Origin of the sequence: Amycolatopsis sp. NPDC051061 (assembly GCF_040682935.1) — a bacterium.
GTDB lineage: Bacteria > Actinomycetota > Actinomycetes > Mycobacteriales > Pseudonocardiaceae > Amycolatopsis.
Genome location: NZ_JBFBBZ010000001.1, coordinates 530,759 through 544,368 on the forward strand (window position 1 = coordinate 530,759; position 13,610 = coordinate 544,368).

At 70.5% G+C, this 13,610-nt stretch carries 12 protein-coding genes; 8 read left to right on the forward strand and 4 right to left on the reverse strand.

The features are described from left to right. Window positions 1–74: 74 nt before the first annotated feature. On the forward strand, window positions 75–1,052 hold the full coding sequence (locus AB0N03_RS02610; protein ID WP_364364185.1) for an NAD(P)-dependent alcohol dehydrogenase: 978 nt from the start codon (window positions 75–77) through the stop codon (window positions 1,050–1,052). Window positions 1,053–1,055: 3 nt separating this feature from the next. Here the strand turns inward: AB0N03_RS02610 and AB0N03_RS02615 are convergent, their stop codons facing one another. Continuing rightward, a complete protein-coding gene (locus tag AB0N03_RS02615; protein ID WP_364364188.1) occupies window positions 1,056–1,988 on the reverse strand; it encodes an alpha/beta hydrolase in 933 nt (310 codons plus the stop codon). Between the two features lie 241 nt (window positions 1,989–2,229). After that, on the reverse strand, window positions 2,230–2,829 hold the full coding sequence (locus tag AB0N03_RS02620; protein ID WP_364364191.1) for a QsdR family transcriptional regulator: 600 nt from the start codon (window positions 2,827–2,829) through the stop codon (window positions 2,230–2,232). Between the two features lie 139 nt (window positions 2,830–2,968). Here AB0N03_RS02620 and AB0N03_RS02625 point away from each other — a divergent pair, with 139 nt between their 5' ends. Beyond that, window positions 2,969–3,592: a DsbA family oxidoreductase gene (locus tag AB0N03_RS02625; RefSeq protein ID WP_364364279.1), complete on the forward strand. Its 624-nt coding sequence runs from the start codon at window positions 2,969–2,971 to the stop codon at window positions 3,590–3,592. Here the strand turns inward: AB0N03_RS02625 and AB0N03_RS02630 are convergent. Together AB0N03_RS02630 and AB0N03_RS02635 are read right to left on the reverse strand one after the other, a co-directional pair. Then, the gene (locus tag AB0N03_RS02630) at window positions 3,589–3,774 is read right to left on the reverse strand and encodes a hypothetical protein (protein WP_284746126.1); all 186 of its coding nucleotides are present in this window, start codon (window positions 3,772–3,774) and stop codon (window positions 3,589–3,591) included. The two genes, AB0N03_RS02625 and AB0N03_RS02630, sit on opposite strands and share 4 nt — an antisense overlap. Window positions 3,775–3,972: 198 nt before the next feature. After that, the gene (locus AB0N03_RS02635; RefSeq protein ID WP_364364282.1) at window positions 3,973–4,959 is read right to left on the reverse strand and encodes a LacI family DNA-binding transcriptional regulator; all 987 of its coding nucleotides are present in this window, start codon (window positions 4,957–4,959) and stop codon (window positions 3,973–3,975) included. 127 nt (window positions 4,960–5,086) lie between these two features. Here AB0N03_RS02635 and AB0N03_RS02640 point away from each other — a divergent pair, with 127 nt between their 5' ends. The 6 genes from AB0N03_RS02640 to AB0N03_RS02665 are packed head-to-tail and all read left to right on the forward strand — an operon-like array spanning window position 5,087 to window position 13,514. Continuing rightward, the gene (locus AB0N03_RS02640; protein WP_364364195.1) at window positions 5,087–6,016 is read left to right on the forward strand and encodes a sugar ABC transporter permease; all 930 of its coding nucleotides are present in this window, start codon (window positions 5,087–5,089) and stop codon (window positions 6,014–6,016) included. Between the two features lies 1 nt (window position 6,017). Further along, window positions 6,018–6,881 carry a carbohydrate ABC transporter permease gene (locus tag AB0N03_RS02645; protein ID WP_364364198.1) on the forward strand — a complete coding sequence of 288 codons (864 nt, stop codon included), beginning with the start codon at window positions 6,018–6,020 and terminating at the stop codon, window positions 6,879–6,881. 29 nt (window positions 6,882–6,910) lie between these two features. Continuing rightward, window positions 6,911–8,248, forward strand: coding sequence for a sugar ABC transporter substrate-binding protein (locus AB0N03_RS02650; RefSeq protein ID WP_364364201.1), 1,338 nt, complete (start codon window positions 6,911–6,913; stop codon window positions 8,246–8,248). Further along, complete coding sequence (locus AB0N03_RS02655) at window positions 8,245–9,783, forward strand: alpha-L-arabinofuranosidase C-terminal domain-containing protein (RefSeq protein WP_364364204.1); 1,539 nt, start codon at window positions 8,245–8,247, stop codon at window positions 9,781–9,783. Before AB0N03_RS02650 ends, AB0N03_RS02655 begins: the two co-directional genes overlap by 4 nt. Next, a complete protein-coding gene (locus tag AB0N03_RS02660) occupies window positions 9,776–11,524 on the forward strand; it encodes a beta-galactosidase (RefSeq protein WP_364364207.1) in 1,749 nt (582 codons plus the stop codon). The genes AB0N03_RS02655 and AB0N03_RS02660 overlap by 8 nt, the downstream gene beginning before the upstream one ends. A gap of 34 nt (window positions 11,525–11,558) precedes the next feature. Continuing rightward, window positions 11,559–13,514 carry an RICIN domain-containing protein gene (locus tag AB0N03_RS02665; RefSeq protein ID WP_364364210.1) on the forward strand — a complete coding sequence of 652 codons (1,956 nt, stop codon included), beginning with the start codon at window positions 11,559–11,561 and terminating at the stop codon, window positions 13,512–13,514. Window positions 13,515–13,610: the final 96 nt, after the last annotated feature.

The following is a 13,610-nucleotide window of genomic DNA, read 5'->3' on the forward strand; positions in this document are numbered from 1 at the left end:
GTAAGTCCTGCTTGACCCGGCGACGGCCGCGAAGCTACCTTACAACGTACGACTTACGACGTAAGGGAGATGCGATGAAGGCCCTCGTTCAGCGTGCGTACGGCTCACCAGACACCCTGACCTGGGAAGACGTGCCCGATCCCGGCCCCGGCGACGGCGAAGTGCTGGTCCGGGTGCACGCCACCTCGGTCAACCCGTACGACTGGCACTCCCTGAGAGGCCAGCCTTACGTTGCAAGGCTGATACCCGGCGGGTTCGGCCGGCGTCCGGAGGTGGGTGTCCTGGGCTGCGACCTGGCCGGCCGCGTCGAGACGGCGGGGACGAAGTTCGCGCCCGGCGACGACGTCTACGCCCTCCTGCCGAGGGGTGCGCCCGCCGAATACGTCTGCGTGCCCGAAGACCTGCTGGCGCCGATGCCGGCGAACCTGTCCCACGAGCAGGCGGCGACGATGCCGATGGCCGCCGTGACCGCCCTGCTCTCCTTGCGAGGGGTGGAACCCGGGCACCGGGTGCTGGTCAACGGCGCTTCCGGCGGCGTCGGCACTTTCGCCGTCCAGCTGGCGCAAGCTTTCGGGGCGCGGGTCGACGCCGTCTGCGGCCCGGCGAACGTCGACCTCGTCCGCTCGCTCGGTGCGGAGCACGTCGTCGACTACCACTCGGCGGACTTCACCCGCAGCGGGCGGCGCTACGACTTCGTGCTGGACGTCGCCGGTGGCCGGTCCGTGTTCGCCTGTCGCCGGGTGCTGGAGCGCGGCGGCACGTTCGTCGCCATCGGTGGCCCGGCCGGGCGCTGGCTGCAGCCCGCGGGGCACGTCTTCGCCGCGCTGGCCGCGGGCCCGTTCGCGCGACGGCGGGTCGTGCTCGCCGACGCGGTCGCCTGCCGGGACAAGGCGGCGGTCCTGGGTGAGCTGGCCGCGTTCGCCGAGCGCGGCGCGGTCACGCCGGTCGTCGACCGGACCTACCCGTTCGACGACCTGCGCGCCGCATTCGCCTACCAGGAAGCCGGGCACGCCAAGGGAAAGGTGGTCGTCACCCTCGGCGTGCCCGGCTGAGCGTCAGCCGCTGTGCGGGCAGTTGCCCCGGTAGTCCGAAATGGACAGGCTGGTGCTCGGGATGGGGCAGAGGAACTGTTCGTAGCGGGTGTCGTTGTCGATGAACCGCTTGAGCCAGGAGAGGGTGTACTTCGCGATCGTCGTGTTCGACGAGTTGGGGGCGAAGTGGCTGGCACCGCGCAGTTCGAGGTACGCCTTGTCCAAAGAGGACGGAAGGCTGGTGTAGAAGGGGATCGAGTGCGAGGCCACCGGGGCGACGGTGTCCGACTGCGCCCCGACGACGAGCGTCGGCACGCGGACCGTTGACCAGCTCTTGGTCAGGTTCCAGCCGGTCAGCGGGATCGCGGCCTGCAGCGACGGCCGGGAGCGCGCCGCCTCGAGCGTGCCGCCGCCGCCCATCGAGTGCCCGACCACGCCGAGCCGGCTGCTGTCGATGCGGGACCGGACGCTGCTCTGCTGGGTGAGGTAGTCGAGCGAGGCCAGCAGTTGCCGGCCCCGGCTGTCGGGCTGGTCGCTGGTGGTCAGGGTGTCGATCGTGAAGACGACGAAGCCCTGCGACGCGAGCCGCGGGCCCAGCCAGGAGATGCTCGACTGGAGCGCGGTGAAGCCGGGCGCGATCGAGATGGCTCCGAACGTGCCGGCGGTGGTGGAGGTGGGGTAGTAGATGGTGCCGCCGCCGAAGCCGGAGACGGCCACTCGCGACACGGTGGCGGTGCTGGTCGCGAAGCTGCCGCGGCTGGCTTCGATGCTGGAGTTGGTCGGGTCGGGGCCGCGTTCGTAGGGGTTCGCGGCGGCGGGCGCCGGAGCGGCGACGCCGGTGGTGAGCGCGAGCGCGGCCAGGACGACCCCGGCAGCCTTGGCGCGCCACCCTCGGCGGCGGCGGGAAACTGTCTCACCCGAGCCAGACGACGTCGGCGGGCTGGTGAGTACGGACATGGATCGCTCTCTTTCCCCGGGCAGGCGAAAGCGCGCCCGGAACAGGCGGGCGGACCGATGGAACCGTGGCACGGCAACCGAAGGAGGTGCCGCGTGCGGGATGCGGGGTAACCGCTTTCCCGTGGTGTTATGAAACACTTCGGCCAAATGTTCCACAACGGCCGAACGGGTGAGTGGTTGACCGCCTGGGCGGTTGCTCAGTGAACGCGACGCCCGGCGCTGTCTCGGGAAAGTGGGCGCGTCAGCGGACCATGGCCGGCTCCAGGGCGCCCCGGACCAGGGTGTCGAGCAGGGTCGTCGCCACCGTCAGGTCCACCGTGCGCGCCGCCAGCACGTCCGAATACAAGAACGACTCGCCCAGCCGCACCACCGCGAACGCCAAGTCCGGCAAGCCCACGAGCGGCGTCAGCCCCGCTGCCTCGGCGTCCGCGCGGAACAGTTCCACGTGCGCGTCGACCAGGGCCGGCTGGACCGCGCCGCGCGGATCGGTCAGCACCCTGAGGGCCACCGTCGACTCCGCTTCGATCAGCTTGCGCATCCCGTCGTTGGCCGCGACCTCGCGGCGGTACTCCTCCATCACCCACAGGCACCGCAGCCGGCCCTCGGGGGTGCGGACTTTGTCGCCGTACTCGGAGCGCCAATGGCCCAGCGCGCGTTGCCACGTGCGGTCGGACAGCAGCCGCAGCCCCGCGCCCATCAGGTCGTCGCGGTTGCCGACGCGGCGGAAGAACGTCGTGCGCGAGATTCCGAGCTCCGTCGCCATCCGGCCGAGGTCGAGGCGGGTGCCGGCGAAGAGCAGACGCGCCGCGTGGCGGACGATGTCGTCGGTCGAGACGGTCACCGGCCCACCCTAGCTTCGGGGGGCCGGGTGGCGGAGCCCGCGGCTCGGGGCGGGGCCCCGGATCTCACCGCGCAGGTCGGCGACGGTTACTTTGAAGTGCGTGCCACCGCGCGGTTAGCGTGGTGGTGTGCGCGTAGACATCTGGTCCGACCTCATCTGTCCCTGGTGCTACCTCGGCAAGCGCCGCTTCGAGCGGGCGGTCGCCGAGCTCGGTGCCGACGTCGAGGTCGTGCACCACTCGTTCCAGCTCGACCCGTCGTTCCCGCGCGGGACCGCCCGGCCGACGCGCGAGGTGCTGTCCGAAAAGTACGGCCGGACACTCGAAGAAGCCGACGCGATGGAAGCGCAGATGGAACAGCGCGCGGCCGCCGACGGTCTCGAGTACCACCTCGACGGCGTCCACATGGGAAACACCGTCGACGGCCACCGCCTGGTGCACCTCGCCGGCGAGCGCGGCTTGGCCGACGCCGTCGTCGACCGGTTCTACCGCGCGCACTTCACCGAACGGCGCTCGCTGTTCGACCGCGACTCGCTGGTGGAGCTGGCCGCCGAAGCCGGGCTCGACGCGGCCGAGGCCCGCGCGGTGCTCGAGTCGGACGCCTACGAAGCCGAAGTCGCGGCGGACGGCGAACAGGCGCGGGCGCTCGGCGCGACCGGGGTGCCGTTCTTCGTGATCGACCAGCGGTTCGGCGTCGCCGGCGCCCAGTCGCCCGAGGTGTTCGTCCAGGTGCTGCAGCGCGCGTCGGAGCCCGCGGCGGGCTAGCGCCGGCGGCGGCTGCGGGAGAACCGCGACCGGTCGGTGGCGACACCGGCCAGGTGCAGGGCGACGCACAGCAGCCCGGCGGTGGTCAGCGTGCTGGTGGTGATGATCGGGCCCAGGCCGAACCCGGCCAGCTCCATCAGGAGGGCGAGCCCGAAGAGCACGGCGGCGAGGATGGCGAGCATGACGCCTCGTTTCTGCTGCGGTGGGCCGGATGGTCCACACCACTGCGACATTCGCGGTACCGGGGGATCCGGCTTGGTGGCCAGTAATGCCCGCGGTCTCGCGGGTTCAAACGAGAACTTCGGGCGTGGCGGCGCCCCCCGTTTTCCACTTTACCGGCGGGCACCGACAATTCCGGTGCGCCGCCGGGCACCGGGAGGTCAGGCCGGCGGCGGCGCTGTGCTCGAGCGGCGCACCAGCTCCGTCGGCACCGTCACCGGCTCGCCCGCCTCCGCGCCCGTCTCGATCTCCGCCAGCAGCGCCGAAACCGCGTGTCGGCCCACTGCCTCGAACGACTGGCGGATCGTCGTCAGCGGGGGCCAGAAGTGGGCCGACTCCTCCATGTCGTCGAACCCGACCACGCTCACGTCGCCCGGGACGGACCGGCCCGTCTCATGCAGGGCGCGCAGCAATCCCAGGGCCATCTGGTCGTTCGCCACGAACACCGCCGTCACCGCGGGGTCGGCGGCCAGCCTCGACCCCGCCTCGTACCCCGACGCCGGGGACCAGTCGCCGACCAGAACCGGGGGGACGAACGCGCCCGCCAGCTCCAAGGTGGCCCGCCAGGACTTCCGGCGGCGCTCGGCCGAATACGACTGCGGTGGCCCCGCGATGTGCCACACCGTCGCGTGCCCCAGTTCCAGCAGGTGCCGGGTCGCCGTGGCGGCGCCGTCGGCCTGGTCCGTGTCGACCACCGGGTAGTCGTAGCGCGCGCTGGAATCGATCACCACCACCGGCAGCCCGTGCGGCAGCTCGATCGAGCTCTGGTCGAGCTGGTGCTGTTCGATCAGGATGATCACGCCGTCGACGGCCTGCTCGTTCAGTTTGCTGAACGCCCCCGTCACCTCGCCCTGAGTCGGGCGCGTCACCGGCATCAGGATGATCGAGAACCCCTCCGGGACGACCGCCGCCGCGATGGCGTCGAGCGTGCGGCTGTTGCCGAACGTCGGCAGTGCCGAAATGATCACGCCGATGCTGCGGAACTTGCCGTTGCGCAACGCCCTGGCCGCGCTGTTGGGGCGGTAGCCGATCCGGCGCATCGCGGCGAGGACGCGCTCGCGGGTCGCGTCGTCCACATTGGTCTTGCCGTTGGCCACGCGGGACACCGTCTGGCCGGACACGCCCGCCTCGCGCGCGACGTCCGCCATCGACGGTCCACGGCGGGGGGATGCAGCCGGCACGGGGTCTCCTCGGGTGTCCTGGACATGTTTACGTCAACACGTTACCCTCCGACCGTCCATGTTGACGTAAACATCTGCAACACCGGAGAAGACGATGACGTCCACCGCGGCTCCGCCCGTCCCGGTGCCCGCTCGCCCCACGCCGACGGCCCGCCGGCCGCGGCGGAAGTGGCGGGGCTGGCTCTTCGTCGCCCCCTTCATGCTGGTGTTCGCGCTGACGTTCATCGCGCCGGTCGTGTACGCGTTCGTCCTCAGCCTCTACCGCGACCAGGCCTTCTTCGGCGGCACGGTGTTCGTCGGCGCCGACAACTACGTGCAGGTGCTCGGCGACCCGAAGTTCTGGGAGTCCTTCCAGCGGGTCCTGGTGTTCCTCGCCGTGCAGGTGCCGATCATGCTGCTGCTCGCGCTGGTCGCGGCGCTGGCGATCGACAGCGCCCGGCTGCACGCCGCCGGGTTCTTCCGGATCGTGATCTTCCTGCCGTACGCGGTGCCCGCCGTGGTCGCCACGCTGATGTGGGGCTTCATCTACGGCGACCACTTCGGACTGGCCGCCGACCTGAACCACCTGCTCGGCACCGACGCGGTGAAGCCGCTGTCGCAGAACTGGCTGCTCACCTCGATCGGCAACGTCGTGACCTGGGAGTTCGTCGGCTACAACATGCTGATCTTCTACTCCGCGCTGAAGGTGATCCCCACGGAGCTGTTCGAAGCGGCCGCGATCGACGGCGCCGGCACGTTCCGCGTCATCCGGTCCGTCAAGCTCCCCGCGATCCGCGGGGCCATCGTGATCGCCACGATCTTCTCGATCATCGGCAGCTTCCAGCTGTTCAACGAGCCGAACATCATGCGCAACCTGGTGCCGAACATCATCGGCACCTTCTACACGCCCAACATGTACGCCTACAACCTCTCCTTCGCCGGCCAGCAGTACAACTACTCCGCCACGGTCGCGATCGTGATGGGCGTGATCACCGCGGTCATCGCCTACGTCGTGCAGCTGCGCGGTTCCCGGAAGGGGATGTGACGTGGCCACGCTCTCGGTGACGCGGCCCCGCAAGTCGCGCACGCTCACCGCCGTCATGGCGCTGTACCTGGTCTACACCCTGGTTCCGCTGGTGTGGCTGGTGATCAACGCGTCCAAGACCCAGTCGGCGCTGTTCTCGACGTCGGGCCTGTCCTTCGGCGGCCCGTTCGCCCTCTTCGACAACATCGGCCGGACGTTCACCTACAACAACGGGATCTTCTTCCGCTGGCTGGGGAACACCCTGCTGTACGTCGTGGTCGGCGCCGGCGGCGCGACGCTCCTCGCCACGGCGGCCGGCTACGGCCTGGCCAAGTACCGCTTCCCCGGTCGCCGGGCGGTGTTCGCGATCGTCCTCGGCGCCGTGGCCGTGCCCACGACGGCGCTCGCCGTGCCGACCTTCTTGATGTTCAGCAAGCTCGGGCTGACGAACACGCCCCTGGCCGTCATCATCCCGTCGCTGATCAGCCCGTTCGGCCTCTACCTGATCTGGGTCTACGCCGCCGACGCCATCCCGGACGAGCTGATGGAAGCGGCGCGGATCGACGGGGCGGGCGAGCTCCGGATCTTCCTCACCGTGACGCTGCGCCAGCTCGTGCCCGGGATCGTCACGGTCGCGCTGTTCACGATGGTGCAGACCTGGAACAACTACTTCCTCCCGCTGATCATGCTCAGCGAGCCGAAGTGGTACCCGCTGACCGTCGGGCTCAACCAGTGGAGCGCGCAGGCGAACGGCGCCGGCGCCCAGCCGATCTTCAACCTGGTGCTCACCGGGTCGCTGCTCACCATCATCCCCCTCGTCATCGCTTTCCTGCTCATGCAACGGTTCTGGCAATCGGGGCTGAGCGCGGGGAGCGTCAAGCAATGAGCCGTCACACCGTCGTGAAGGGACACTCGATGTCACGCATCCGCAGTCGCGCCAAGGCGTTCGCCGCCGTGGCGCTCGCCGCCGCCCTCGCGGTCGGCTGCTCGTCCGGGAGCTCCTCCGGACCCGCCGCCGCCACCGGCACCCAGGACTCCGTCGACGCCGCGCTCAAGGCGGGCGGCACGATCACCTACTGGAGCTGGACCCCGTCGGCGAAGGACCAGGTCGCGGCGTTCGAGAAGGAATACCCGAACGTCAAGGTGAACTACGTCAACGCCGGGACGAACAAGGACGAGTACACCAAGCTGCAGAACGCGATCAAGGCCGGCAACGGCGCGCCGGACGTCGCGCAGATCGAGTACTACGCGCTGCCGCAGTTCGCGCTGACCGACTCACTGGCCAACCTGGACCAATACGGCTTCGGCTCGTTCGAAAAGGACTACAGCGCCTCGACCTGGGCTCAGGTGAAGAACAACAACGGGCTCTACGGCCTGCCGCAGGACTCCGGGCCGATGGCCCTGTTCTACAACAAGGAAGTCTTCGACAAGAACGCCATCGCCGTGCCGAAGACGTGGGAAGAGTACGTCGCCGCGGCGAAGAAGCTGCACGCCGCCGACCCGGCCAAGTACATCACCTCGGACACCGGCGACCCCGGGGCCGTGCTGAGCATGATCTGGCAGGCGGGCGGGCGCCCGTTCACCGTCGACGGCCGGAACGTGAAGATCGACTTCGGCGACGCGGGCACCAAGAAGTGGACCGCGATGTGGGACCAGCTGATCCAGGGCAAGCAGTTCGCCCCGATCAAGGAGTGGTCCGACGACTGGTTCCGCGCCCTGGGTGACGGCACCATCGCGACCCTGGTCACCGGTGCCTGGATGCCCGGCAACTTCATGTCCTCGGTGACCGGCGGCAGCGGGAAGTGGGCGGTGGCGCCGATGCCGACCTACGACGGGCAGCCGGTGACCGCGGAGAACGGCGGCAGCGCCCAGTCGGTGGTCAAGCAGAGCGCCAACCCGGCGCTGGCCGCGGCGTTCGTGCGCTGGCTCAACCACGGCAACGGCGTCCAGCCGTTCATCAAGAGCGGCGGCTTCCCGTCCACCACGGCCGACCTGACCTCGCCCGCGTTCGTCGACGAGGCCGTGCCGTACTTCGGCGGGCAGAAGATCAACCAGGTGCTGACCCAGGCGTCGAAGGACGTCGCCAAGGGCTGGACCTACCTGCCGTACCAGACCTACGCCAACAGCGTCTTCAGCGACACCGCCGGCAAGGCGTACCTGAACGGCACCCCGCTCGACGCCGGGCTGGCAGCGTGGCAACAGGCGCTCGTCGACTACGGCAACCAGCAGGGCTTCACCGTCAGCGCCGGATGAGCGTCCACATCGAAGGTGACGCGGGTCAGGCCATCGGCCCGGTCCCGCGTCGCCTGTTCGGCTCGTTCGTCGAGCACATGGGCCGGGCCGTGTACACCGGGATCTCCGAGCCCGGACACTCCACTTCGGACGATCGAGGCTTCCGCGGCGACGTCCTGGAGCTGGTTCGGGAACTCGGGCCGACCGTGATCCGCTACCCCGGCGGCAACTTCGTCTCCGGCTACCGCTGGGAAGACGGCGTCGGCCCGGACCGGCCGGTCCGGCTCGACCCGGCCTGGCACAGCGTGGAATCCAACCGCTTCGGCCTGCACGAATTCGCCGCGTGGGCCGAAGCCGCGGGTGCCGAGGTGATGTACGCCGTCAACCTCGGCACCCGCGGCATCCAGGAGGCCGCCGACGTCTTGGAGTACTGCAACCACGCGGGTGGCACGGAACTGAGCGAGCGGCGGCGCGCGAACGGCGCCGACCGTCCGTTCGGCTTCAAGCTGTGGTGCCTGGGCAACGAGATGGACGGCCCGTGGCAGATCGGTCACAAGACCGCCGACGAGTACGGGCGCTTGGCGGCGGAAACCGCGCGGGTCATGCGGATGATCGACCCGGGCGTCGAGCTCGTCGTCGCGGGCAGCTCGCACGCGGACATGCCGACGTTCGGCGACTGGGAGCGCACGGTGCTGCGCCACACGGCGGAGCTGGTCGACCACATCTCGCTGCACGCCTATTACCAGGAGCTGCACGGCGACACCGACAGCTACCTCGCCAGCGGGGCCGCGCTGGACCGCTACATCGCCACGACGGCGGGGATCATCGACGAGACGCTGGCCGAGCTGGGCCTGGACAAGAAGATCGGGATCAGCGTCGACGAGTGGAACGTCTGGGACCTGCGCCGCTGGAACGAGGTCGACCAGGCGCGGCTCGCCGAGGGCGGCTGGCGCGAGCACCCGCGGATCATCGAGGACACCTACACCGTCACCGACGCGGTGGTCGTCGGCTCGCTGCTCAGTTCGCTGCTGCGCAACGTCGACCGCGTCACCATGGCCAACCAGGCGCAGCTGGTGAACGTCATCGCGCCGATCCGCACCGAGCCCGGCGGCCCGGCGTGGCGGCAGCCGACGTTCCACCCGTTCCGGCAGGTGGCCGCGCTGGCGAGCGGGGTGAGCCTGCGCCTGAATGTCGAGGGCGAGCGCCTGCGCACCGCGCAGCACGGCGAGGTCGACCTCGTCGACGTCGCCGCCACGGCCGGGGACTGCGGGCGCGGCGCGGTGTTCCTCACCAACCGGGCCACGGCGTCGCCGACCGAGGTGCGCTTGCGCCTGCGCGGCGCGCGATACGGCGTGTACGCCGCCGAAACGCTGACCACACCCGACGGCGAGACGCGCCACGCCGTCAACACCGCCGATGCACAACCGGTCCGGCCGGTGCCCCTGCCCGGCACCGCCGTGACGTCCGACCCCGGGGGGACGACCATCACCGTGACACTGCCACCCTTGTCCTGGACCGTGCTCCAGCTGTGCCCGGAGGCGGGCGGCCATGCCTGAGTTCGTGATCGGGGAGACCGACTTCCTGCTCGACGGCCGGCCGTTCCGGATCCTTTCCGGGGCCCTGCACTACTTCCGCGTGCACCCCGACTTGTGGGCCGACCGGATCGACAAGGCCCGGCGGATGGGTCTGAACACCATCGAGACGTACGTCCCGTGGAACGCGCACTCCCCTTCGCCGGGCACGTTCGACCTCTCCGGCGGGCTCGACCTCGACCGGTTCCTGCGGCTCGTCGCCGACGCCGGGATGTACGCGATCGTGCGGCCCGGCCCGTACATCTGCGCGGAGTGGGACAACGGCGGCCTGCCGGCGTGGCTGTTCCGCGACCCGTCGGTCGGGGTCCGCCGGTACGAGCCTCGTTATCTCGATGCGGTGCGCGAATACCTCGCGCGGGTCTACGAAGTCGTCGTCCCGCACCAGGTCGACCGCGACGGGCCGGTGCTGCTGGTCCAGATCGAGAACGAGTACGGCGCGTTCGGTGACGACAAGCGCTATCTGCGGGCGCTCGCCGAGCACACGCGATCGTGCGGGATCACCGTGCCACTGACCACAGTGGACCAGCCGACCCCGGAGATGCTTGAGGCGGGCAGCCTCGACGGGCTGCACCGCACGGCGTCGTTCGGCTCGGGCGCCGAGGCGCGGCTCGCGATCCTGCGCGCGCACCAGCCCACCGGGCCGCTGATGTGCAGCGAGTTCTGGAACGGCTGGTTCGACAACTGGGGCGCGCACCACCACACGACGCCGGCCGCGGACTCGGCGGCCGAGCTCGACGCGCTGCTGGCCGCGGGCGCGTCGGTCAACCTCTACATGTTCCACGGCGGTACCAACTTCGGGTTCACCAGCGGCGCGAACGACAAGGGCGTCTACCAGCCGATCGTCACGTCCTACGACTACGACGCGCCGCTGGACGAAGCCGGCGACCCGACGCCGAAGTACCACGCCTTCCGCGACGTCATCGCCCGCTACCACAAGGTGCCGGACACGGTTCCGCCGCCGGCGCGGCCCGCGCCGGTTTTCGAGTCGGTGCTGCGCGACCCCGTCCGGTTGCTCGACGCGCCAGAACGGTGGGGCACCTGGGAGTTCCACGAGGAGCTGCCCGCGTTCGACGACCTGACGCCGATGCCGCGCCTCGCGCTGCTGCGCACCCGCGTCACCGGTGACCGGCCGGGGATCCTGACGTTCGGCGAGGTCCGCGACCGCGCGACGGTGTTCTTCGACGGCGAGGCGGCCGGCACGCTGCTGCGGGAGCACCACGACCGCGCGATCGCGCTCCCGCGCGCGAGCGGCGAGCTGCTGGTGCTGGTCGAGGACCAGGGCCGCGTCGACTACGGCCCGCGGATCGGCGAGGCGAAGGGCATCATCGGCGGCGCGTCGCTGCACGGCGAGCCGCTGGCCGGCTGGGACGTGCTGCCCCTGGACCTGACCGCGCTGCCCGAGCCGGTGGATACGTCCACAGTGGACGGCCCGGTGGCCGGGCCGGTGCTGCTGCGCGCGTCGTTCGAGATCGAGGCGTCCGCCGATCTGTTCCTCGACACCGGGGAGTGGGGCAAGGGTCTCGCGTGGCTCAACGGGTTTCCGCTCGGCCGGTACTGGCGGCGCGGGCCGCAGCGGACGTTGTACGTGCCGAGCCCGGTGGTCCGCGCGGGCGCCAACGAACTCGTCGTGCTCGAACTGGACACGATGCTCGACCCGGCGGCCCGGTTCGTGCCGCGGCCGCTGCTGGGACACACCGAGGCCTGAGAAAGTCCCCACCGGAACGAAGGGCAGTTCGACGATGAAACGAATGCTCACCGTCCTTTGTGCACCTCTTGTCGCGGCCGGGCTGCTGGCGGCACCGGCGGCCGCGGCGACGACCGTGACCGTGAAACCCGACCCGGCCTACCGGCAGCAGCCGTTCGAAGGCTGGGGCTCGAGCCTGGCGTGGATGGCCGAGGCGACCGGCGGCTACCCCGACCCGGTCCGGAACAAGCTGGCCGACCTGGTCTTCGGTGCCGACGGGCTGAACCTCAACATCGCCCGCTTCAACGTCGGCGGCGGCAACGCCCCGGACGTCCCGGCGTACCTGCGTCCGGGCGGCGCGGTGCCGGGCTGGTGGAAGGCACCGGCCGGGACGACCCGCGCCGACAAGGACTGGTGGACGCCCGGCGATCCCGCCGAGTTCGACGCCGCCGCCGACCCGAACCAGCGCTGGTGGGTGGATCGCATCAAGAAGCGCGTCACCAAGTGGGAGGCGTTCAGCAACTCGCCGCCGTACTTCCAGACCGTGTCGGGGTACGTCTCCGGCGGCTTCGCCGCCACCGACGAGCAGCTGCGGCCGGACAAGATCGGTGCCTTCACCGCGTACCTGGCGCAGGTGGTGCGGACTCTGGAACGCGCGCACGGCATCAAGTTCTCGTCGGTCGACCCGCTGAACGAGCCCAACACGAACTACTGGAAGACAACCCTCGGCGCCGACGGCAACCCGACCGGCGGGCGGCAGGAAGGCGCGCACATCGGGCCGTCGATGCAGTCGCAGCTGATCCCGGCGATGGCCGCGGCGCTGCCGGGAAAGGTGGTCTCCGCACCGGACGAAACCAACCCGGACATCTTCGCCGCCGACTGGAACGGCTGGTCTTCTCCGGCGCGCGCGGCGGCGGGACGGCTGAACGTGCACACCTATGGCACCGGCAATCGGCCGATCCCGCGGGACATCGCGAAGGGCGCGTCGAAGCCGCTGTGGATGAGCGAGGTCGGCGGCAGCTGGCTCGACCGGCAGGACTTCACCAGCATGGACCCGGGGCTCGGGCTGGCCGGCCAGATCACCGACGACCTGCGCCTGCTCGAACCGAGCGCGTGGGTGAGCTGGCAGCCGATCGAGGACTACGACAACATGAAGCCCGGCGGGGAGAGCGCGGCCGGGATGAACTGGGGCGAGATCCAGGTCCCGTTCGATTGCACCACTTCGGACTGTCCTATCCGGACGAACACGAAGTTCGACACCATGCGGAACTTCACCCACTACATCCGGCCGGGTGACCGGCTGATCGCGTCGGACGACACCGCCTCGACGGCCGCGATGCGCGGGGACGACCTGTCTTCGGTGGTCCACGTCAACTCGGGCACGGCGGAGCAGGACGTCACGCTGGACCTGTCCGGGTTCGGGTGCGTCCGGCCCGGCGCCTCGGTGACGCCGGTCGTCACCGACGTCACCGGTGCCCTTCGCCGCGGCAAGGCGGTCCGGGTGACCTCGGCCCACGCGACGCTGCGGGTCCCGGCGCGGTCGGTGACGACGTTCCTGGTCGACGGCGTCTCGTCGACGGCCGCGGGGACGGGACTGGGCTCGGGCGAGCCGTTCACGTTCACCGGCGTCCAGAGCGGCAAGTCCCTGTCCGCGGAGAACGGCGCACTGGTCCAGCGCACGACGGACGCGTCGGCGGCCGCGCAGCGCTGGACGCTGACCGACCGCACGGGCCGCTACGGCAACCGCGACCGGTTCACGATCGCTTCGGCGGCGACGGGCCAGGTGCTCAGCACGAGCGGCGGCGCGGTGACGCTGGCCCCCCGGGGAGCCTCGGGCGCGGCGGCGCAGTGGACGGTGTCGACGACGGGCGACGGGACGTGGACGTTCGTCAACGCCGCGGACGGGCAGCTGCTGGACGTCACCGGCGAGTCCCGGGAAGACGGCGCCCGCATCGGCCTGTACCGGCCGACGAACGGGGCGAACCAGCGCTGGCAGGCGGTCGCGCGGTAGCCAGAGCGCCCCAATGTGGCCTTGGTTGCGCTCAACGCACCCAAGGGGCCCTTCGGTGCGTTGAACGCACCGAAGGCCACATAGGGGCGCTTGACC

Excerpts from the sequence above, each read along its gene's own strand:
- AB0N03_RS02610 (WP_364364185.1), top strand. The coding sequence starts at position 75 with ATGAAGGCCCTCGTTCAGCGTGCGTACGGCTCACCAGACACCCTGACC.
- AB0N03_RS02615 (WP_364364188.1), bottom strand. The coding sequence starts at position 1,988 with ATGTCCGTACTCACCAGCCCGCCGACGTCGTCTGGCTCGGGTGAGACA.
- AB0N03_RS02630 (WP_284746126.1), bottom strand. The coding sequence starts at position 3,774 with ATGCTCGCCATCCTCGCCGCCGTGCTCTTCGGGCTCGCCCTCCTGATG.
- AB0N03_RS02635 (WP_364364282.1), bottom strand. The coding sequence starts at position 4,959 with ATGGCGGACGTCGCGCGCGAGGCGGGCGTGTCCGGCCAGACGGTGTCC.
- AB0N03_RS02640 (WP_364364195.1), top strand. The coding sequence starts at position 5,087 with ATGACGTCCACCGCGGCTCCGCCCGTCCCGGTGCCCGCTCGCCCCACG.
- AB0N03_RS02650 (WP_364364201.1), top strand. The coding sequence starts at position 6,911 with ATGTCACGCATCCGCAGTCGCGCCAAGGCGTTCGCCGCCGTGGCGCTC.
- AB0N03_RS02655 (WP_364364204.1), top strand. The coding sequence starts at position 8,245 with ATGAGCGTCCACATCGAAGGTGACGCGGGTCAGGCCATCGGCCCGGTC.
- AB0N03_RS02660 (WP_364364207.1), top strand. The coding sequence starts at position 9,776 with ATGCCTGAGTTCGTGATCGGGGAGACCGACTTCCTGCTCGACGGCCGG.
- AB0N03_RS02665 (WP_364364210.1), top strand. The coding sequence starts at position 11,559 with ATGAAACGAATGCTCACCGTCCTTTGTGCACCTCTTGTCGCGGCCGGG.